Source organism: Bradyrhizobium sp. 76 (assembly GCF_023073025.1).
Lineage (GTDB): Bacteria > Pseudomonadota > Alphaproteobacteria > Rhizobiales > Xanthobacteraceae > Bradyrhizobium.
The window spans coordinates 33,080-53,176 of record NZ_JADPIS010000102.1 but is presented as its reverse complement, the minus strand read 5'-3'; the positions used below and the strand labels follow the sequence as shown (position 1 = coordinate 53,176).

At 64.8% G+C, this 20,097-nt stretch carries 16 protein-coding genes; 5 read left to right on the top strand and 11 right to left on the bottom strand.

The window, feature by feature from the left end; all coding sequences use genetic code 11:
* Positions 1–106 precede the first annotated feature (106 nt).
* The 3 genes from IVB48_RS24120 to IVB48_RS24110 form a co-directional block, all read right to left on the bottom strand.
* Positions 107–415, bottom strand: a complete 309-nt coding sequence (locus tag IVB48_RS24120; RefSeq protein ID WP_027565235.1) for a sulfite:cytochrome C oxidoreductase subunit B — start codon at positions 413–415, stop codon at positions 107–109.
* A gap of 11 nt (positions 416–426) precedes the next feature.
* A complete protein-coding gene (locus tag IVB48_RS24115) occupies positions 427–1,626 on the bottom strand; it encodes a molybdopterin-dependent oxidoreductase (protein WP_247403621.1) in 1,200 nt (399 codons plus the stop codon).
* 135 nt (positions 1,627–1,761) lie between these two features.
* A complete protein-coding gene (locus IVB48_RS24110; RefSeq protein WP_247403619.1) occupies positions 1,762–3,495 on the bottom strand; it encodes an adenylate/guanylate cyclase domain-containing protein in 1,734 nt (577 codons plus the stop codon).
* A 298-nt stretch (positions 3,496–3,793) separates the two neighbouring features.
* On the opposite strand from IVB48_RS24110, the gene IVB48_RS24105 reads away from it, so the two are divergent.
* Positions 3,794–5,458 carry a glycosyltransferase family 39 protein gene (locus IVB48_RS24105; protein ID WP_247404356.1) on the top strand — a complete coding sequence of 555 codons (1,665 nt, stop codon included), beginning with the start codon at positions 3,794–3,796 and terminating at the stop codon, positions 5,456–5,458.
* Here the strand turns inward: IVB48_RS24105 and IVB48_RS24100 are convergent.
* Together IVB48_RS24100 and IVB48_RS24095 are read right to left on the bottom strand one after the other, a co-directional pair.
* Entirely contained in the window at positions 5,367–6,395 is a 1,029-nt protein-coding gene (locus IVB48_RS24100; RefSeq protein WP_247403618.1) for a TIGR01620 family protein, read from the bottom strand. The two genes, IVB48_RS24105 and IVB48_RS24100, sit on opposite strands and share 92 nt — an antisense overlap.
* Complete coding sequence (locus tag IVB48_RS24095; RefSeq protein ID WP_027565230.1) at positions 6,392–7,861, bottom strand: YcjX family protein; 1,470 nt, start codon at positions 7,859–7,861, stop codon at positions 6,392–6,394. Before IVB48_RS24095 ends, IVB48_RS24100 begins: the two co-directional genes overlap by 4 nt.
* 178 nt (positions 7,862–8,039) lie before the next feature.
* Between IVB48_RS24095 and IVB48_RS24090 the strand changes: the two genes are divergently transcribed.
* Positions 8,040–8,735: a hemolysin III family protein gene (locus IVB48_RS24090; RefSeq protein WP_027565229.1), complete on the top strand. Its 696-nt coding sequence runs from the start codon at positions 8,040–8,042 to the stop codon at positions 8,733–8,735.
* Positions 8,736–8,788: 53 nt separating this feature from the next.
* On the top strand, positions 8,789–9,583 hold the full coding sequence (locus tag IVB48_RS24085; RefSeq protein ID WP_247358072.1) for an SDR family oxidoreductase: 795 nt from the start codon (positions 8,789–8,791) through the stop codon (positions 9,581–9,583).
* A gap of 175 nt (positions 9,584–9,758) precedes the next feature.
* Here IVB48_RS24085 and mdlC read toward each other — a convergent pair whose 3' ends face one another.
* From mdlC to IVB48_RS24065, 4 genes are all read right to left on the bottom strand, one after another.
* Positions 9,759–11,381, bottom strand: a complete 1,623-nt coding sequence (mdlC, locus tag IVB48_RS24080) for a benzoylformate decarboxylase (protein ID WP_247403616.1) — start codon at positions 11,379–11,381, stop codon at positions 9,759–9,761.
* Positions 11,382–11,519: 138 nt separating this feature from the next.
* Complete coding sequence (locus IVB48_RS24075) at positions 11,520–12,368, bottom strand: MaoC family dehydratase N-terminal domain-containing protein (RefSeq protein WP_247403614.1); 849 nt, start codon at positions 12,366–12,368, stop codon at positions 11,520–11,522.
* Entirely contained in the window at positions 12,365–13,486 is a 1,122-nt protein-coding gene (locus IVB48_RS24070) for a CaiB/BaiF CoA-transferase family protein (protein ID WP_247403612.1), read from the bottom strand. Before IVB48_RS24070 ends, IVB48_RS24075 begins: the two co-directional genes overlap by 4 nt.
* Before the next feature lie 9 nt (positions 13,487–13,495).
* Complete coding sequence (locus IVB48_RS24065; RefSeq protein ID WP_247403607.1) at positions 13,496–14,665, bottom strand: acyl-CoA dehydrogenase family protein; 1,170 nt, start codon at positions 14,663–14,665, stop codon at positions 13,496–13,498.
* A 124-nt stretch (positions 14,666–14,789) separates the two neighbouring features.
* Here IVB48_RS24065 and IVB48_RS24060 point away from each other — a divergent pair, with 124 nt between their 5' ends.
* Positions 14,790–15,710, top strand: a complete 921-nt coding sequence (locus IVB48_RS24060; protein WP_027565224.1) for a LysR substrate-binding domain-containing protein — start codon at positions 14,790–14,792, stop codon at positions 15,708–15,710.
* A 226-nt stretch (positions 15,711–15,936) separates the two neighbouring features.
* On the opposite strand, the gene IVB48_RS24055 is transcribed toward IVB48_RS24060, so the two are convergent.
* Both IVB48_RS24055 and IVB48_RS24050 read right to left on the bottom strand, forming a co-directional pair.
* On the bottom strand, positions 15,937–17,211 hold the full coding sequence (locus IVB48_RS24055) for a cytochrome P450 (RefSeq protein ID WP_247403605.1): 1,275 nt from the start codon (positions 17,209–17,211) through the stop codon (positions 15,937–15,939).
* Positions 17,212–17,303: 92 nt separating this feature from the next.
* On the bottom strand, positions 17,304–18,569 hold the full coding sequence (locus IVB48_RS24050) for a cytochrome P450 (protein WP_247403604.1): 1,266 nt from the start codon (positions 18,567–18,569) through the stop codon (positions 17,304–17,306).
* A gap of 370 nt (positions 18,570–18,939) precedes the next feature.
* Between IVB48_RS24050 and IVB48_RS24045 the strand changes: the two genes are divergently transcribed.
* Positions 18,940–20,094: a YjgN family protein gene (locus IVB48_RS24045; protein WP_247358077.1), complete on the top strand. Its 1,155-nt coding sequence runs from the start codon at positions 18,940–18,942 to the stop codon at positions 20,092–20,094.
* Positions 20,095–20,097: the final 3 nt, after the last annotated feature.

Below are 20,097 nucleotides of genomic sequence, written 5' to 3'. Positions count from 1 at the left end.
AGCTCAAACCACATCCGCCTTTCGCCGAATTCCGCTCAACTTCGCGGCGTTTTTGCCGGATTTGCCCGTTTCGCGGTCACTTGGTCCGCGCGCCGCGTGCCATCCGTCAATAAGTCGCGGCCAGATAATCGACGATCTTGCCGACATCGGCATCGTCGATCGGCGCGCCATAGACCTTGATCATCTTGGTGACCTCGGCCTGCCAGAAACCTTTCTTGTCCTTCATCGGCGGCTGCGTGTTGATGTAGTCGGCGGAGTGGCAGGCGCTGCAATTGCCCTGCACGACTTCAAGATTGGGCCCGGGCTTGAACGCCGCGACCTCATCGGGGGTCTTGTAATTGACCGGTGCTGCAAGTGCAGAACCCACCACGGCGGCGAGCGCGAGCGAAATGGCGAGAAGAGCGGTGCGCTGCATGATCATTCCCCTCAAGCCACGGTGACGCGAACGGTTTCGACGACGTTGCGCAAGTAACCCGCCGGATTCCAGCGCGGCGTATCCGGCTGGGTTTCGCCGCCATTGCCAGTGGCGCGCACCTTGAGCTCGTGAGAGCCCGCCGCGAGCTTCACCGGCAGCGTCCATTCACGGAATGAGTATTTGCCGAGATCCTTGCCGAGCTTGGCGCCGGTCCAGGTCTTGCCGCCGTCGGTGGAGACCGCGACCTCCTTGATACCCTTGCCGCCGTCGAAGGCGATGCCGCGCAGCGTCGTGCCGCCTGCTTTCAGCTTGGCTCCGTCGGGGACGCTGGTGATGAAGGAGCGGATGGTGAAGCGGTTGATCGGGATCGTCGCCTTCGGTGCGGTGCCCGGCTCGACCGCATTGTTCGGCGTGTCCGGAATGCGATAGGCCGACTTCATCCAGAAGCCGTCATAGACATTGTCGATGACGGTGATCTCGTTGAGGTGCTTGACCCAATAGGTGCCGAAATAGCCGGGCACGATCAGGCGCAGCGGAAAGCCGTTGAGGAACGGCAGGTCCTCGCCGTTCATGCCATAGGCGAGCATCACCTCGCCGTCGCTGGCGTGATCGATATCGAGCGCCTTGACGAAATCGGGCGTCTTGTCGCTGACCGGACCGTCCATGCCGTTGAAGGTGACCTGCTTGGCGCCGCTCTGCACGCCCGCCATCGCCAGCACCGCCTTCAGCGGCACGCCGCGCCAGCGCGCATTGCCCATCGCGCCGTTGGCGAGCTGGCCGCCGGCCACCCGCGGATCCAGGAAGCCGCGGCTGTTGCCGGAGCACTGGTTGACGGCGACGATCTCGGTCGCCTTCATCTTCCTGATGTCCTTCAGCGACAGCTTGAGCGGCTTGTCGACCTTGCCCTTGACCTCGAGGGTGAACTTGTCGGGGTCGAGACTGTAGGGCAGGTCGGAAAGGTGATAGCGCACGAAGAACGCGTTATTCGGCGTGATCGGGCCGTCGTTGAAGACCGCGAATGGCGTCTCGAGCTGCGGCGGGCGGCTGGTCAGGCCGATCATCGGCCGCTTCTGCGGATATTTCACCAAAGGTCGTTCGCCATTGGCGAAGGGCAGGGCGACGGTGTCGAGTGCCAGCGCTTTGGTCGAGTTCAGTGCAGTCGCAACAGCGGCAAGGCCCGCTCCTTTGAGCAGGTCGCGTCGATCGAACATGTGGTCTCCTCCCGGAGCTTCTCGGTGGATCACGGTCATCACCGCGATCTCGCACTCATCTGTCGCAACGACTCAGTTGAAGTCAATTCGTGCTTTCGCAGCAGGCCCATGCCGTTGCGTTGCAGCAAGCCGGTGTTACGCCGCGACGCGTTCGCCGTGGTCGACGAGTGCCGACAGCGCCCTCGCGTCCGCGACGACGCGCACGGCCATCGGTTCGTCGCGGCCGCGGATCGCGACCTCCTGCTGCGGCAGCGCATCGTCGGCAAGGCCCGCGGTGCGGCGGACTTCCTCCGAGACGATCGCTTCGCAGGCCAGTGTCTTGGTCATGTCCTGGAGGCGGGCCGCGACGTTGACGGCATCGCCCAGCGCCGTGAATACGATGTGATCGCGATAGCCGATGTCGCCGATGATGACCTCGCCGCCATGGATGCCGATGCCGAACCGGATCGGCTGACGCAGATCGTGGCTCAGGAGCTCGTTCAGATCGTCGATTTGCCTGGCGATGCCAGCGGCGGCCTTCAGCGCCTGCCGGCAGGCCTCTTGCGGATCGGCGCTCAGTCCGAACAGCGCCAGCATGCCGTCGCCGACGAACTGGTTCGGCTGGCCGCCATTCTCGATCACGGCCTGCGACACGGCGCCGAGGAAGCGGTTGACGATGAACACGGTGTCGAACGGCAGCCGCTTCTCGGCCAGCTGCGTCGAGCCGCGCATGTCCACGAACAGGCTGACGAGATAGCGCTCCTGGCCGATTCTGGCGGGCGTCGAGGCCTGTGTGCTCGCCGTCAGGGTATGCGCGGTGAAGAGCTGGAAGAAGGAGAGATCCGACGTCGGCCGCAGCTGGCAGGCGAGCCTGATCGAGGGGTCGCTGGTGCCGACGCGGGTGAGCACGAACGCCTCGCGCTGCGACGGCTCGGGCAGGGCGTCATGATCGCCGATGATGCGGATGCGACAGGTCGAGCAGCGGGCGCGGCCGCCGCAGACGCTGGCATGCGGCACATTGTGGCGCAGGCTCGCCTCCAGCACGGAGAGGCCCTTTGGGACGCGCACCGTCTTGCCGTTGCCGTAGGACAGCGCGATCATGCCACCACGTCGTTCGCGCAAGGCCCGCACGCCGCGTGCGGCCAGCGCCAAGGCGAGCAATCCGAGATAACCGGCGGTGAGGCCGCCGGTGATGCGGTCGAGCGTCGTGGCCTCGGCAGCCGTGCCGACCTGGCGGCGCGTGAGATTGTGCGTCCGCCATTCCCCGTCGTCGGCCTCGACCTCGACGCTGCGGCCACCCTGGTAGACACCCAGCAGCGACAGCGTCGGGATCAGCACGGCCGCCGCGAGCAGATAGGGCGCCGCGCGCGTGAAGAACGGTTTGAGACGAAGCCAGAAATAGATGCCGATGCAGCCGTGCACCCAGGCAATGAGAAGCAGGATCGTCATCGTCCAGATACGGTTCGACGCGACGAAGAACAGATAGAGTTCCTGCGGATAGAGCTTTTGGTGCCCGTACAGCGTCTGGCCGAGCCGCACGCCGATCACATGCCCCATGACCAGCGCGGGGATGCTCAAGCCCAGCACGAGCTGCAGCGGCTCGACCGTCCGCCAGCGGAACTGCCGGCGCTGATACAGTGCATAGATGCCGAGCCCCATATGCGTGAGCGCCGCCGTGTAGAACGTGATCGCAACCGGCAGGAACTGCCAGAACAGCGTGTGGTAGTAGACCCCGATCTCCATGGCATCGACCGAGATGTTGCCGAGCGCATGGTTGAGGAAATGGCTGACCACATAGGCGAACAGAATGACGCCGCAGACCAGCCGCACCTGGCGCACGCTGATGGCGCGGAAAAGCTCGGAAAATCGTGAGGATGCGGTTGCGGCCATGATTCTGTTGTATCAGTTCATGAAGGAGAACAGCTAGCGTCGCGTTTAATTCCGGGGATGGCCAGCTTGCGGGATCACATCCGCGGCAGGGTGACGAAATCGTAGGGCGGGCAAAGGCGCCTTGGCGCCGTGCCCACCAATCGGCACGTGTGGTGGGCACGCTTCGCTTTGCCCACCCAACAGTCTCCTCGTCGGGGCTGGGATCGCGACAGCGGAATAGGTCGATCCGTTCCCAACATTGACTCCCCCTCCCAGGTTGGCGAAAAGCGCCGCCGTGACGACAGCTCCCGACATCACGATGCCCCCCGTAGGCGCGGCGCGCCGGCCGCTCGTCATGGCCGCGGCGATCATTGCTGCGATGACGCTGCTGCGCATGGTCTACGCCTCCGCCATCGAGCTGCGTACGGACGAGGCCTATTACTGGACGTGGTCGCAGGAGACGGCGCTCAGCTTCCTGGATCATCCCCCCGGCATCGCCTGGCTGATCCGGTTCGGCACCGCGATCTTCGGCGACACCTCGCTCGGTGTGCGCTTCGGCGGCATCGTCGCGATGCTGGTGACGCAGCTCCTGCTCGCCGATATCGTCCGCCGCCTCACCCATGATGTGCGCGCCGTCGTGCTCGCGGTGCTGATGCCGGAGGCCGCGCTCTATTACGGCCTGCTAATGGCCAAGGTCGCGCCCGATGTCGCCATGATCCCGTTTGCGGTGGCGATGATGTGGTGCCTGGTGCGGCTTGCGCAGGGCGGCGATCGCCGCTGGTGGCTCGCGGCCGGCCTGTTCGCCGGGCTGGCGATGTTGTCGAAGTTTACCGTGATCATGTTCGCGCCAGCGGTTGCCGCCTTTCTGCTGGTGCCGGATTGGCGCTGGCGCTGGCTGCGCAGCCCCTATCCGTATCTCGCGGTCCTGATCGCAATCGCCGTATTCTCGCCCGTCCTGATCTGGAACGTGCAACACGACTGGGCCGCGATCCGCTTTCAGGGCGTGCGCGCCACCACCAGCTACGGCATCTCGCTCCGCACCTTCGGCGACTACATCGGCCTGCAATTCGGACTGGTCGGCTTCGTCATGCTGCCGGTGGTGCTGGCGGGGGTGGTGATGACGGCGTGGCGCGGCTATCGCACGCGCGAGCCGGTCGCGATTTTGTTGTCGACCGCGGTCCTGGTGCCGTTTCTCTATTTCCTCGCGAAATCCCTGACCCTCCGCGTCGGCGACACCTGGCCGATGTTCATGTGGCCGGTGGGTTTCGCCGCCGCCGCTGTCAACCTCACCATGCTGTCGGGCGAAGGAAGATCGGCGCGGATGGTCAGGGCGTCGCTGTTCTGGGCCAACACGGCAGTGGTCTCGGGCATCGCCTTTGTCGTCATCGTGTTCTTCTATTACGTCGCCGCGCCCTGGAATTTGCTCGGCAAGATCGATCCGGTCGGCGCTGAATCCGGCTACGAGCAGGTCGCCGCGCGCGCACAGGCCGCATTGGACGAGACCGGCGCGACCTGGATCGCCACGACGGACTACCGCACCTATGCCATGATGCGCTGGCTGTTCAGGGGCCGCGTGCCCGTGATCGAGATCAACGAGCGCGGCCGCTTCCAGGACTTTCGTGATCCCGGCATGGATCGGATCAAGGGCCACGCCGGCATTTATGTCGGACGCGAGCCGGACAACCGCTCATCGCTGTGGGAGAACATCCCCGCCAGGCGCGAGTCGCTTGGTCAAGTCGAACGCCGCTGGCGCGGTCTCGTGATGGACAATTATGTGCTGGAGAAGCTCTCAGGCTGGACGCCGGAGCTGTCGCCGCCGACGAACTCGCCGCTGTTCCAGTGGCGCGTGCTGGCTTTCGTCTCCCCGCAAGCGTGGGACGGCAAACAGAATGCTACTCCTCCTCTTCCTTCTTCCGCAGCAGATCCGTGGCGAGATCCGACAGCTTCGGCGGCGGCAGTGCCGCGAACGGCAGCGGCCGGGTGACGTCGATCGCGGCGAGGCCCAGCCGCGCCGTCAGCAATCCATTCAGCATGCCTTCGCCCAGCCGCTGCGACAGCTTCGCCGCAATGCCGTGGCCGAGCATCTGCTGCACCAGGCTGTCGCTCGCCGCCATGCCGCCGGTGATGGCGAGATGGGCGATGACGTGGCGGAGCAGGCGGATCATGCCGAGTGCGCCGGGGCGGCCGCCATAGAGAAAAGCGAGCTGGCGGATCAGGCGCAGCGACGCCACGAACACGAACAACACGTCGATCAACGCGCGCGGCGAGACCGCCGTGACGATCGAGACCTTCTGCGCGGCTGACGACACCAGCCGCCGCGCCTCGATGTCCAGCGGCGACATCAATTCGCGCTCGGCGAGCCGGATCATGTCGGCGCCGTCGATGATCTCCCCGGCGTGGCTCTCCAGTGCGGCACGGGCGCGCGCGAGCTGCGGGTTCTGATGTGCGATCTTGAGCAGATCCTGCACGATGATTCGGCTCTCCTTGCGATCGTCGCTGGCAAGAACAGCGGCCGCGCGCTGATGTAGCTTTTCGATCGTTGCCAGCCGCGCCAGCCCGAACGCCTCGCGTCCGGTCACCACCGCGAGCGCAAGCGCGGTGACGAAGGCAAGCGCCAGTCCGACGAAGCCGAGGCTTTCGCTGCGCGCAAACAGATCCTCGATCAGACGGACGACGCCGAGTCCGACCCCGAGCAGCGTCAGCCCGGCAACGCCGGACCAGAACAATGTGCCCCAGGGAAAGCCGCGCCGCGCCGGAAGCGCCGTTGCGATCGACACCGGCAAATTCGCCGGATCGGGCTCCGGCGTGATCTGGATGGTGGTGCGGCCGAGCCGGGTCGTCTCGTCGGCTTCGGTGACGACAACACCGGGGTCGTCGAGCCGGAAGGTTGCCGGCCGCCGTGACTTTGATCGGTCGTTCATGACAATTTGTCTCCGATCAGGAACTGCAAGGCACGGTCGAGGCGGATGTGAGGCAGCGCCGGCTGGTCGGCGCCCTCGCGTTCGAGCTTTGGCGGGCGGAAGCGCAGGAAGCGAAAATCGCTTCTGTCGGCGGCCTCGGTCGAGAGCCCGCGGAACGCATCGGTGCCGTTGAACAGCGGCTCGGGATCGAGCGGCAGGTCGCCCGGAAAGGTTGCCACCTCGGTGTTACCGTCGAAGAACTCGCCGCCGGCGCTTTCGCCCGCGGCCGGCGTTCCCAAAATCGACGGCAATTTGTCACGGCCATGCGCGACCTGGGCCTCGCGCGTGGCGCGGACGGCGGCGAGCGCGACGACGTCGATCGCAGCGCCGGTAGTTTCCGCGCGCGCAACCGCGTGGGTGACTGCGCGGCGCAGCACGGCCTCGAGCCGGTCATGGCTGGAATGATGCAGATGATCCGCCTTGGTCGCCGCGAACAGAACGCGGTCGATCCGCGGCCGGAACAGGCCGGAGAGGATCGTGCTGCGGCCGATGTTGAAGCAGTCGAGAATGCCCGCGAGTGCGGCTTCGAGATCGTGCAGCGCTTCGGGGCCGGCGTTGAACGCGGCGAGCGCGTCGGCCAGCACGATCTGGCGATCGAGCCGGGCAAAATGATCGCGGAAGAACGGCCGCACCACGACGTCCTTGTAGGCCTCGTAGCGACGTACCATCATCGCCCACAGCGATCCCTCCGGCGCCTGGCCGCCCGCGGGCACGTCGAGCGGCGCAAAGGTCAGCGCCGGTGTGTCGGCGAGATTGCCCGGCATCAGGAAGCGGCCGGGCGGCAGCAGGCTCATCGCAAACCGCTCGTCGCGGCAGCCTTGCAAATAGCCCCTAAAGAGCTTTGCGGCCGTGAGCGTCGCCTGCTCGTCCTCGCGCGCCTCGGGCTTGAGCGTTGCGAGATGCGCGTGCCAGTCCGCGGCCAGATGGACGCGCGGCGCCTCGCGCGACAACGCAAGGCTTTCGGCCGACCATTGCTCAAAACTCTTTTGAAGCAGCGGCAGGTCGAGCAGCCACTCGCCGGGATAGTCGACGATGTCGAGCGTCAGCGTGCGGTCGGCGCCGTTCGGGCGCTGGTAGTCGATGACGAGCCTGAGCTCGCTGATGTCGACAGTCGAGCTCGGCCAGCGCCGCTCCTCGATCAGCGCGCGCAAATGGCTCTCATAGGCAAAGCGCGGCACGGCGTCGTCCGGCTGTGGCGCCAGATGCGCCCGCGCGATCCGCCCGGATGAATAGGCCTCGAATACCGGAAACCGCCCACCGCGCGTCAGACCGTGGATCAGCGCGGTGATGAACACCGTCTTGCCGGCCCGCGACAGGCCTGTGACCCCGAGCCGCACCGTCGGGTTGAAGAAGTGCCCGCCATAGTCGATCAGCGCCCTCGCCGACAACCGCGCTTCTTCGACCATATCCTGGAAACTGAATGCCATTTGAACGTTAAGTGATCTCGGCGGCAGAAAATGTGTGACCGATCACAAAAGTGGCAATTGCGTGGGGAAAATCAAGCTTCATACTTCCACCTCCTTTGTCGGCAAATCACCCGTTTGAACGACGCGCCGGTCCCGAAACACCCATACAAGAGGGTATTGTCTCACCTTGCGGATTGCCATGACCGTCTTCCAACTGAAACAGCTCGCATCCTCCTCCGTCCACGCAGCCGCCGACGCGGTCGGCTGGCATTACGACCGCGCCGAGCTGATCGCAGACGGCGTGATCCACGCGATCGGCGTGCTCTGCGGCATCATTGCCGCGACCGTGCTGGTGGTGCTGACGGTGCTCTTTGCCGACGCGACCGACATCGTCGGCGTCACGATCTACGTCGCCGGCCTGCTCTCGATGCTGGTGTTGTCGGCGACCTATAATCTCTGGCCGGTCTCGCCGGCCAAATGGCTGCTGCGGCGCTTCGACCATTCGGCGATCTATCTCCTGATCGCGGCGACCTACACGCCATTCATCCTGGAGGTGAAGGACAGTGGGGTCGCGCTGGTGCTGCTCGCCGGCGTCTGGTGCGTGGCACTCCTCGGCATCGTGCTGAAACTTCTCTACCCTGGGCGGTTCGACCGCGTCGCGGTCGGCATCTACCTCGCGATGGGCTGGAGCGGCATCATGCTCTACGATTCCGTGGTCAAGGCGCTGCCTGCGCTGGTGCTGGGCTTCATCCTTGCGGGTGGACTGCTCTACAGCTTTGGCGTGATCTTCCATGCCTGGCGGCGGCTGCGCTTCCAGAATGCGATCTGGCACGGCTTTGTCTTGGCCGGCGCGGCGTGCCATTATACCGCGGTGCTCGACCTCGTGTTGAGCTGAGCAAGCTCCGCGAAGCGGAATAAGCCCAAACGGTAGACAAGAGGAGACGTCGCATGCAGGTGACCGGCAAGGTCGTGGTCGTCACGGGCGGCGCCAACGGCATCGGCAAGGCGCTGTGCGAGGCGTTTCACAAGGCTGGTGCCGCCAAGGTCGTCGTCGCCGACATGGACGCGGACAATGCGCGGGCGGTCGCAGCCACGGTGGATGGCGCGGCCTTCAAATGCGATGTCGCGCAGGAAAAGGATATTTCCCACGTCATTGAGGAGACCGAGCGGCAGTTCGGCCCGATCGAATTGTTCTGCTCCAATGCCGGCATCGGCGGCGGCTTCGACCCGATGTCGGTCAATGCCGGCGGCGCCTCGGACGAGCCTTGGCAGCGCAGCTGGGCTATCCACGTCATGGCGCATGTCTATGCGGCGCGGCATCTGATCCCGCGCATGAAGGCGCGCGGCGGCGGCTATTTCCTCAACACGATCTCGGCCGCGGGACTGCTGTCGCAGGTCGGCAGTCCGGCTTACTCCACCACCAAACATGCCGCGGTCGGCTTTGCCGAAAATCTCGCGATCTCTCACAAGGCGCACAACATCCGTGTCTCGATCCTCTGCCCCCAGGGCGTCGATACCAACATGCTGCGCTCGATTCCCAAGGGCCCGCAATCCGGCGACGGCGACCTCTCGCCCGAGCAGGTCGCCAAGGACGTGCTCGCCGGCCTCGAACAGGAGACGTTCCTGATCCTGCCGCACCCGCAGGTGCTCGGCTACATGCGCAAGAAGACCGAGAATTACGACCGCTGGATCGGCGGCATGGCCAAGATCCAGGCCAGGATGCGCGACGAGTTCGGGACGTAGGGAAGAGGCGCGCCACGACCTCCGGTGTCGTCCTGGCGAAGGCCAGGACCCATACCGCGAGGTCTACCGACCTTGCCGTGGTAGCAGTACCGAGCGACAAGTCTTCGCCAAACTACTCCCTGGGGTAATGGGTCCTGGCTTTCGCCAGGACGACGGCATGAAGCGCAGTGCGCCCCTAATGCTTCTGCCCGTACAGCACCGGCACCGCCGAATCCACGATCACCTCGACCAGGCTGGTCCCTTCGAATGCCATCCCGCGCTTGAGCGCTTCGCCCAGCTCGGCCGCCTTGCTCACCCGCACCGCGTGGCAACCCATGCCCTCGGCGAGCCGGACGAAATCGATCCCCGGCAGCTCCAGTCCCGGCACGTTCCTCACCTGCATCACCTGGCTGAACGAGCGCATCGCGCCGTAGCCGGAATTGTTGATGACGATGACGGTGAGTGGCAGCTTGCGCTGGACGGCGGTCCAGAGTGCCTGGATCGAATACATCGCCGAGCCGTCGCCGATCAGGCACACCGTGCGGCTGTTCGGCTTGCCGAGTGCCATGCCGACCGCGGCCGGCAGCGAGTAGCCGAGGCCTCCGCTCGCCATGGTGTAAAAACTATCCTGGCCGCGCATCGGCATGAACTTTTGCATCGCCGGCCGGTGCGAGGGGATTTCCTCGACCAGCGACGCGCCGTCCGGCATCGCCTGCGACAGCGAATGCAGCAGGAATTCGACCGGCAGTGGATCGGCGGCCTGCGGCGCCGGCGGCAGCGTTCGCCGCTTCGGTGCTGCGCGCTTGCTCTCCGGCAAGAGGTCGAGCAGCATCGCGAGCGCCGGCTTCATCGTCGCGATGATGCTGGTTCCGACCGGCGTCACCGCTGCGGCATCCGCGTCATCGGTGATCTGAAAGATCGTCGCGCCGCCATCGAAGATCGCGGCGTGGCCTTCGACGTGAAAGGTGAACACCGGCGCGCCGATCACGACGACGAGGTCGTGCTCGCGTAGCGCGTCTGACAATTGCGCCGGCGAGGCATGCAGGAAGCCCGCGAACTGAGGATGGCGTTCCGGGAACGAGCAGCGCGCCGAAAACGGGCTGACCCATACGCTGGCCCTGGCCTTCTCGGCCACGCGCACCATCAGGTCGACCGCGCCGGCACGATCGACACCGGGGCCGACGACGAGGGCAGGGTGCTTGGCTGAACCGAGCGCGGTGACCAGCGCCTTCATCGCGTCAGCCTCAGGCGCCATCTCGCGGCTGACCTTGCGGGCTTCGATGGGAGCTGCCGCATGCGCCCAATCGTCGACCGGGATCGAGACGAAAGTCGGCCCGCAGGGCGGCTGCATCGCGGTGTAATAGGCGCGCGCGATGGCGGCCGGCACGTCCTCGGGCCGCGCCGGCTCGACGCTGTATTTCACATAAGGCCGCGGGAATTCGGACGCACGCTCCGCATACAGGAATGCCTGCAGCGGCAGGATCGAGCGCGCCTGCTGGCCCGCGGTGATCACCAGCGGCGTCTGGTTGCGATGCGCGGTATAGATGTTGCCGAGCGCGTTGCCGACGCCGGCGGCCGAATGCAGATTGACGAAGCCGGCATTGCGCGTCGCCTGCGCGTAGCCGTCGGCCATGCCGACCGCGGACGCTTCCTGAAGCGCGAGCACGTAGTCGATGTCGTCGGGCCAGTCGCTCAGGAACGGCAGCTCGGTCGAGCCGGGGTTGCCGAACACGCGTCTGATGCCGAAGGAGCGCAGCAGGTCGAGTGTCGCCTGCTTGACGGTGACGGATTTGCTGCCGCTCTTGCCGTTCTTCGCCATGGTTTCCGTTCCCTGATGTTTATCGGCGCTGCTAACCTAGCCGTCATTGCGAGCGCAGCGAAGCAATCCAGAATGCCGCCGCGGTGACAGTCTGGATTGCTTCGTCGCTTCGCTCCTCGCAATGACGAGGAGAGACTATCACCACACCGCCGTCCCCTTCATCGTCGGCTGCCCCTCCGCGTTCGCGGTCCACAGCTCCATGCCATCAGCGGTCTCGTTGGCGTTGATGGAGAACTCGCTGCCCTCGAACAGCGGCTGCACGCCGCGATAGGTGAACTTCTTCGGAGCCTTGCCGCCGCGCAGCTTCGCGGCCATCTCGATGATGAACGTTGCCTGCAACGGCCCGTGGAAGATCAGGCCCGGATAGCCCTCGACCTTGGTGACGTAGTCGCGGTCGTAATGGATGCGGTGGCCGTTGAAGGTCAGCGCGGAATATCGAAACAGCAGCACGGGGTCGGAGACATGGGTCTCGCGATGCTGCGCCTTGGGCGGCGGAGCCGGCGCCTTTGCCGTCGCGGACGTGGTCGTCATCTCGCGATAAACGATGTCCTGCCGCTCGCGGATGGCGATGCCGCGCGGCGACGAGATGCCGTGCTCGACCGAGACGAAGCACAGCGTGCCGGTCGATCCCGTCTTCACCTGCACGTCCGCAATGCGCGAGCTCCGCGTCGATTCATCGCCGACGCGCAGCGGCTGCAGGAACTCGATCTCGCCGCCGGCCCACATCCGGCGCGGCAGCGGCACCGGCGGCAGGAAGCCGCCGCGGGTGGGGTGGCCGTCGGGGCCGAGCATCGACATCGGAAACACCGGCTGCGCCAGGCACCAATGCACCGTGAACGGCGCCGCATCGCCAATCTTGGGCGCGCCGACCTCCTGGAACAGCGTCGCGCGCAGGCCCTTGACGAGCTGCGCGGTGACGGTGTCGGTTGCCTCTTCGCTGCGGCCGATCCATTGCCTGAGATGATCGATGTCGAGCTTCTCGGTCATGACGCCTCGCTCTTGTTATTCTTCGATTGGGGATTTTCGCCGATCGCGGGCACGGCACCATAGTTGCGCGTCTCGCCGACAATGATCGGCGCCGGCGCGGGATAGCTGACACGTCCCTGCGGCGTGTCGACCTCGATGCGGCGCAGATGCGGATGCTTGGTGAGGTCGGCCATGGTGTTGACCTCGGCAAAGGCGATGTCGGCGTCGGACAGCCGCCTCAGCAGCTCATCGCGCGTCATCTTGCCGAAGGCATCCGCGACCGTCTTGTCGGTGAAGTCGCGGTTGCGTACGCGCTCGACCATGTTGGCAACGCGGGAATCGGCGGGCAGATTCGGCTGGTCCAGCACTTTTGCGCAAAGCGTCTTCCACTCGCGCTCGCTCTGGATCGAGATCAGGATGTCCTTGCCGTCGCTGGACGTGAACACGCCGTAGGGTGCGATCGAGGGATGGCGCAGGCCCATGCGCTTGGGCGGATTGCCGGCCTCGGAGTTGAGCAGCGGCACGGTGCACCAGTCCGCCATCACGTCGAACATGGAGATGCGGATGTCGGCGCCCTTGCCGGTGCGTCCGCGCCCGATCAGCGCCTCCAGGATCGCCGCATGCGCGGTGGCGCCGGTCGCGACATCGACGATGGACATGCCGACGCGCGAGGCGCCGTCGGGATTGCCTGTGATCGAGGCAAGGCCGCTCTCGGCCTGGATCAGGAGGTCGTAGGCCTTGCGGTGCGCATAGGGGCCCTCGTCGCCATAGCCGGTGATCGTGCACGAGATCAGTTTTGGATAGTCCTTCAGCAGCCGCTCGCGCGAAAAGCCGAGCTTGTCCATCGAGCCCGGCTTGAGATTCTGGATCAGCACGTCGGCGCTTGCGATCAGTCGCTCCAGCTCGGCGCAGCCTTCCTTGGTGGCGAGATCGACCACCGCCGATTGCTTGCCGCGGTTGAGCCACACGAAGTAGCTGCTCTGGCCCTTGGCCGCCGCGTCATAGCCGCGGGCGAAATCGCCTTCGGGCCGCTCGATCTTGATGACTTCCGCGCCGGCATCCGCCAGCCGCGACGAGCAGAACGGGGCCGCCACCGCCTGCTCGACCGCGATCACCCTGATCCCGTCAAGTGCTCCCATGGTGCTGCCTCAGTACGAGCGGGGCATGCCGAGCACGTGCTCGGCGATGAAGGACAGCACGAGGTTGGTCGAGATCGGCGCCACCTGATAGAGCCGCGTCTCGCGGAATTTGCGCTCGACGTCGTACTCCTCGGCAAAGCCGAAGCCGCCATGGGTCTGGACGCAGGCATTCGCCGCTTCCCACGACGCATCGGCCGCGAGCATTTTTGCCATGTTGGCCTCCGCGCCGCAGTCGAGCCCGGCCTCGTATTTGCGCGTCGCTTCCTTCACCATCAATTCGGCCGCGCGCATCGCGGCGTAGGCCTTGGCGATCGGGAACTGGATGCCTTGGTTCTGGCCGATCGGCCGGCCGAAAACGCTGCGCTCCTTGGCGTAGTTGGTGGCCTTGGCGATGAACCATTTGGCATCGCCGACGCATTCGGCCGCGATCAGGATGCGCTCGGCATTCATGCCGGAGAGGATGTAGCGAAAGCCCTTGCCCTCTTCGCCGATCAGATTCTCCGCCGGCACCTTCATGTCGGTAAAGAACACTTCGGTGGTGGCGTGGTTCATCATGGTGCGGATCGGGCGGATCTCAAGGCCCTTGTTCTTGGCCTCGCGCATGTCGACGATGAACACCGAAAGTCCATCCGTGCGCTTCTTGACCTGGTCCTTCGGCGTGGTGCGCGCCAGCAGGAGCATCAGGTCGGAATGTTCGGCGCGGCTGGTCCAGATCTTCTGGCCGTTGACGACGTAGCCGGCATTGCCGTCCTTGCGCGCGAAGGTCTTCAGCGAGGTGGTGTCGGTGCCGCTGGTCGGCTCGGTGACGCCGAAGGCCTGCAGCCGCAATTCGCCGCTCGCGACCTTCGGTAGGTATTTTGCCTTCTGCTCGTCATTGCCGTGCCGCAGCACGGTGCCCATCGTGTACATCTGGGCGTGGCAGCCGCCGCCGTTGCAGCCCGCGCGCTGGATCTCTTCGAGGATCGCGGCGGCCGCAGAAAGCTTCAGGCCCGCGCCGCCATATTCCTCGGGGATCAGCACCGAGAGATAGCCGGCCTCGGTCAGCGCGTCGACGAAAGCCTTGGGGTAGGCCATCTCACGGTCGAGCTTGCGCCAGTATTCGCCGGGAAACTGCGCGCAGAGCTTTGCGACGGCTTCGCGGATGTCGGTGTGATCTTCGGTGTGGTGTTCTTCACTCATGGGGTTTCCCGTATGTGCGGCAGTTAAGATAACGCCGGCCGATCCTCTGGCGTTGTGAAAACAATGCCAGCCCCCTATGCTCATTTGCTATAGCGTATGGAGTAGCCTTCCAGGATTGGCAAGCATGGATTTCCGTCAGCTCAGGACCTTCAGTTGCGTGGCGGAGCTCGGCAGCCTCTCCAAGGCATCCGACACGTTGCGTGTGGCGCAGCCGGCGCTCTCCAGGCAGATCAAGCTCCTGGAACACGAACTGCGTACGGAATTGTTCACCCGCAACGGCCGCGGCATGGTGCTCACGGATGCCGGCCGCCTGTTGCTGGCGCGCACCTCCGGCATCGTGCGGCAGATCGACCAGATCCGCGACGACATCCAGTCGTCCAAGGGGCCGCCGTCCGGCCAGGTCGTGCTCGGCCTGGTCCCGACCGTGAGCTGCGTGCTGTCGGCGCGCTTCGCGCGGCGCTGCGTCGAGAAATTTCCCGGCATTTCGCTGCGCATCGTCGAGAGCTACAGCGGCCATCTCGTCGAATGGCTGCACCGCGGCGAGATGGATCTCGCCATCCTCTACGGCCGCTCCGCCGATCTGCATCTCAACGTGGAGAGCCTCGGTCGCGACAACATCGTCGCGGTGGGTCCGCGCGGCTGCGGCCTCGCGCGCAAGAAGAGCGTCGATGTCGGCTGGCTGCTGCGGCAACGGCTGGTGCTGCCCAGTCATTCCCACGGCCTCCGTGCGCTGATCGAGCATGCGGCGGCCCAGCGCAAGATCAAGCTCAACGTCCAGCTCGAAGCGGATTCGTTCCGCGTGCTCACGAGTCTCGTCGAGGAAGGCCTCGGCTTCGCGCTGCTGCCGCCCTCGTCGGTCCACGGCGAGGTCGCGGACGGGCGGCTGGAAACCGCTGTCGTCTCGAAGCCGATGACGCGCGAGCTCATATTCGCCTCTCCGATCGACCGTCCGGTCTCGACGGCCTCGGTTGCAGTCACCGCCCTCCTGCGCGAGGAAGTCGCCGCCTGCCGCAAGGAAGGCGTGTGGGACATCAGGTTGAGTTAGATGTGCCGGTGTCGTAGACCAGTCGCGCGCGATCTCGCCTTCGCATCTGGCGCGAGCTGTCATGCCGGAATTTTATAGCCGGGTATTCCCGCGTTCACCGCTGGGGCCCCGAGGCGCACAAGTCGCCGAAACCTCGTCATTGCGAGCGCAGCGAAGCAATCCAGGAATCCCTCCGCGGTTACGAGTCTGGATTGCTTCGCTGCGCTCGCAATGACGGAGGATGAGCCTACCCCGAAATCCTCACCGGCAGCGACTCATATCCCTTGATGAAGCTCGAATAGATCCGCTTGGGCTCGCCGACCACCTCGATCCGGTCGAAGCGCTTCAGCATCTCTTCCCAGACGATCTTGAGCTGGAGCTCGGCAAGCCGCATGCCGACGCAGCGGTGGATGCCGAAGCCGAAGGAGAGGTGGGTGCGCGGCCGCGGGCGATCGATGACGAACTCGTTCGGCCTCTCGAACATCTCCTCGTCGCGGTTGCCGGAGACGTACCACATCACGACGCGGTCGCCCTTCTTGATGTGCTTGCCGCCAACTTCAGTGTCCTGCAGTGCGGTGCGCCGCATATGCGCGAGCGGGGTCTGCCAGCGGATCACTTCGGGCACCATGGAATCGATCAGTTCCGGGTTGGCGCGCAGCCTGTCGTACTGCTCCGGGTTCTCGTTCAGCGCTAGCACCGAGCCCGTCATGGTATTGCGCGTGGTATCGTTGCCGCCGACGATGAGCAGGATGATGTTGCCCATGAGATTGTCGGGATCCATGAACCGCGTGGCGTCGTTGTGCGCCATCAGCGACAACAAATCGTTGCGCGGGGCGGAGTTGACGCGCTCGTTCCAGAGCTTGGACATGTAGGCGTAGCATTCATCCATCTCGCGACGGCGCTCTTCGGCCGAAGCCACGATGCCGCTCTTGGGCAGCGCGGTCGCGACATCGGACCAGCGCGTCAGCTTGCGCCGTTCTTCCCAGGGAAAGTCGAACAGGGTGGCGAGCATCTGCGTCGTCAGCTCGATCGAGACCCGCTCGACGAAATTGAAGGTCTCGTTGCGCGGCAGATTGTCCAGCACGGTCTGCGAGCGTTGGCGGATCAGTTTCGCCAGCTCGTCCAGATGCGTCGGCGTGAACATCGGCGACACCGTCTTGCGCTGCGACGAATGACGCGGCTGGTCCATGGCGATGAAGCTCGGCCAGTCATAACCTTCCGGCACGTCGCGGATCCCGATGCCGCCGAGCGTTGAATCGGAGGAGAACAGGCCGTGGTTGGTGTCGACATGCATGATGTCGTTGTACTTCACCACCGACCAATACGGCTCGATCGGCGCGTTGGTGCAGTAATGCACCGGCTCTTCCTTGCGCAGCCGCTCGAACCACGGCCACAGGGTGTCGTCCTGGAACAGCCTGGGCGCGCCCGGGTGGATCTGCGCCAGTGGGGTCGCATAGGCCTCCTCGCGCGCCCTGCGCATGCGTTCGGCCTTGTCCACTTGAACCGGCGCTTGGATGTTCATGGTGGTTGCTCCAGTTGCTTGCTCAACCTCTCCCGCGTGCGGGAGAGGGGGCGCAGCTTCCTTGTGGACGTGTCGAAATCATCTTTGCGAATCTAAGCCGCGATCCTCACCGGCAAGGTTTCGAGACCCTTCACGAAACTCGAATAGACCCGCTTGGGTTCGCCGACCACCTCGATGTGGTCGAATCGCTTGAGGATCTCTTCCCAGATAATCTTGAGCTGGAGTTCGGCAAGCCGCAAGCCGACGCAGCGGTGGATGCCGAAGCCGAACGAGAGATGCGTGCGCGGGCGGGCGCGGTCAATGATGAATTCGTAGGGCTTTTCGATCGCGTCGGCGTCGCGGTTGCCCGAAACGTACCACATCACGACCTTGTCACCTTTCCTGATCTGCTTGCCGCGGAACTCGAAGTCCGCAAGCGCGGTGCGGCGCATATGGGCCAGCGGCGTCTGCCAGCGGATCACTTCCGGCACGAAGCTGTCGAGCAGCGCGGGGTTTTCGCGCAGCTTGCGATATTGCTCCGGATGCTGGCTGAGTGCGTCGAGCGATCCGGACATGGTGTTGCGAGTGGTGTCGTTGCCGCCGACGATCAAAAGGATGAGATTGCCAAGAAAGTTCTTCGCGTCCATGTCGCGCGTCGCGGCACCATGCGCCATCATCGACAACAGGTCGCTCTTGGGCGGCTGCTCGATGCGCTCCTTCCACAGCCGCGCGAAATAGCCCGCGCATTCCGTCAGCTCGGCCTGACGCTCGTCTTCGGTGGCGACGAGGCCGTCGGGTCCGGGAATGGTGGTCGCGATGTCCGACCAGCGCGTCAGCTTGCGCCGGTCCTCCCAGGGGAAGTCGAACAGCACGGCGAGCATCTGGGTTGTGAGCTCGATCGAGACGCGGTCGACCCAGTCGAACACCTCGCCACGCGGCAGATTGTCCAGGCACTCGGCCGAGCGCTTGCGGATGCTCAGCGCGAGATTGTCCAGATGCGTCGGCGTGAACATCGGCGCCACGGTCTTGCGCTGCGCCGCGTGACGCGGCGGGTCCATCGAGATGAAGCTCTCGCGGCGCAGTTCCGGATCGATGTCGCGGATGGTGATGCCGCCGAGCGAGGAGGCCGAGGAGAACACCGAATGATTGGTCTCGATCTCCATGATGTCGTTGTAGCGCGTCACCGACCAATACGGGCCGAACATCGAGTCCTTGCAATAGTGCACGGGATCTTCGCGGCGCAGGCGATCGAAATAGGGCCAGAACGTATCGGTCCTGAACAGCTCGGGGTCGCCCGGATCGAACTGCTCCAGCGGCAGTGACGTTGCGCGTGCGCGTAACGCGTCGAGCTTCGCCGCGCTTTCGATGGTCCCATGCATGACCGCTCTCCCTGACATGAACCGCGCGTTCTCGTTGAATTCTGCGCTGCGGTATTTGATTTGCAATTACAGCCGGTTGTCTGCGCCGGAGCAAGGGCGAGTTTTGCCACATGGGTGTGATGTAGCCCGGATGGAGCGGAGCGAAATCCGGGATTCGGTCCGCCACTGCCGCTGTCCCGGATTGCGCTGCGCTCCATCCGGGCTACGAGGCCATTGATCTAACAACGTGATCTCGCGCACGCCCTCGGCCGTGGAATCGTGCCAGAAATCGACCGGAATCGAGCTAAATCGAACCCGCCCATCTTGGGGATCGACTAATCTCTGATCTATAAGTTTGATCGAACCAGGTCCGCACCCCGAGGTTGCCGCCGTGAACGACATGCAATGGGCCCCCATCGGCTCCGAACCGTTACCCCCGCCGCTGCCGCCCACGCGGGTCGATTTCACCGGCAACCGTACCGAGTTTCGCAAATTGGTCACCAAGGGTGCCATGCTCGAGCTCGTCACCTTCGGCTTCTACCGGTTCTGGCTCGTCACCGACATCCGCCGTCATCTGTGGGCGAACACCGCGGTTGATGGCGACGCCGCCGAATATACCGGGCGGGCCAAGGAGCTCCTGGTCGGCTTCCTGTTCGCGCTCGCGATCCTGGTGCCGATCTACCTCGCTTACTTCCTTGTCGGTATCGAGTTCGAGCGCTGGCAGGGCTTTGCCTCGACGCCGCTGTTCATCAGCTTCTACGCCTTCGGTCAGTTTGCGATCTTTCGCGCGCGGCGCTATCGCCTGACGCGCACGGTCTGGCGCGGCGTGCGGTTCTGGATGGACGGATCGGGCTGGGCCTATTCGTTCCGCGCCATGCTGTGGGGCTTGCTGGTGTTCCTGACGCTCGGGCTCGCATTGCCGTGGCGCGAGGCCTCGCTCGAACGCTACAAGATGCGGCACACTCATTACGGCGATTTGCGCGGCGATTTCAAAGCCGACGGCTGGACGTTCTTCAAGCGCGCCTGGTGGCTGTGGCTGCTGAGCCCGATCGCAATGGTGATCTTTCCGCTGGCGCCGTTCTTCTATGCCGAATTCAAGGCGCGCGAGTGGCGCTGGTGGCTCGACGGCATCCGCATCGGCGACGTCAGCCTGTCCTCGCAACTGCCGCACAACGCATTCTACGGCCTGTACTGGAAAGTGATAGGCTGGTGGACGCTGCTCTCGGCCATCTTCGCCGCCTATATCGGCGGAGCGACCATGCTCGTGGTCACGCTGAGTGGTCTTTCGGTCGAGCAGGCGTTGGGGCCCGGCAATGCCGGCAAGAGCATCCCGACACTGGTGATGATGGTCATCGGCTACCTTGCTCTCGCCCTGGCCCTCAACATCGTCATGCGGGTCTATCTCCAGCGCGATCTCTGGGCCAAGGTGCTGGAAACGGTCGATGTGCACAACATCGCCGCAGCCGCGGATGTGCGCGGCAGCGCCGAGCTTGCCAGCGCGCTGGGCGAAGGCTTTGCCGATGGACTCGATGTTGCGGGATTCTGAGCT

Coding starts and splice junctions, on each gene's coding strand:
- IVB48_RS24120 (WP_027565235.1), bottom strand. CDS start 415: ATGCAGCGCACCGCTCTTCTCGCCATTTCGCTCGCGCTCGCCGCCGTG.
- IVB48_RS24115 (WP_247403621.1), bottom strand. CDS start 1,626: ATGTTCGATCGACGCGACCTGCTCAAAGGAGCGGGCCTTGCCGCTGTT.
- IVB48_RS24110 (WP_247403619.1), bottom strand. CDS start 3,495: ATGGCCGCAACCGCATCCTCACGATTTTCCGAGCTTTTCCGCGCCATC.
- IVB48_RS24105 (WP_247404356.1), top strand. CDS start 3,794: ATGCCCCCCGTAGGCGCGGCGCGCCGGCCGCTCGTCATGGCCGCGGCG.
- IVB48_RS24100 (WP_247403618.1), bottom strand. CDS start 6,395: ATGAACGACCGATCAAAGTCACGGCGGCCGGCAACCTTCCGGCTCGAC.
- IVB48_RS24095 (WP_027565230.1), bottom strand. CDS start 7,861: ATGGCATTCAGTTTCCAGGATATGGTCGAAGAAGCGCGGTTGTCGGCG.
- IVB48_RS24090 (WP_027565229.1), top strand. CDS start 8,040: ATGACCGTCTTCCAACTGAAACAGCTCGCATCCTCCTCCGTCCACGCA.
- IVB48_RS24085 (WP_247358072.1), top strand. CDS start 8,789: ATGCAGGTGACCGGCAAGGTCGTGGTCGTCACGGGCGGCGCCAACGGC.
- mdlC (WP_247403616.1), bottom strand. CDS start 11,381: ATGGCGAAGAACGGCAAGAGCGGCAGCAAATCCGTCACCGTCAAGCAG.
- IVB48_RS24075 (WP_247403614.1), bottom strand. CDS start 12,368: ATGACCGAGAAGCTCGACATCGATCATCTCAGGCAATGGATCGGCCGC.
- IVB48_RS24070 (WP_247403612.1), bottom strand. CDS start 13,486: ATGGGAGCACTTGACGGGATCAGGGTGATCGCGGTCGAGCAGGCGGTG.
- IVB48_RS24065 (WP_247403607.1), bottom strand. CDS start 14,665: ATGAGTGAAGAACACCACACCGAAGATCACACCGACATCCGCGAAGCC.
- IVB48_RS24060 (WP_027565224.1), top strand. CDS start 14,790: ATGGATTTCCGTCAGCTCAGGACCTTCAGTTGCGTGGCGGAGCTCGGC.
- IVB48_RS24055 (WP_247403605.1), bottom strand. CDS start 17,211: ATGAACATCCAAGCGCCGGTTCAAGTGGACAAGGCCGAACGCATGCGC.
- IVB48_RS24050 (WP_247403604.1), bottom strand. CDS start 18,569: ATGCATGGGACCATCGAAAGCGCGGCGAAGCTCGACGCGTTACGCGCA.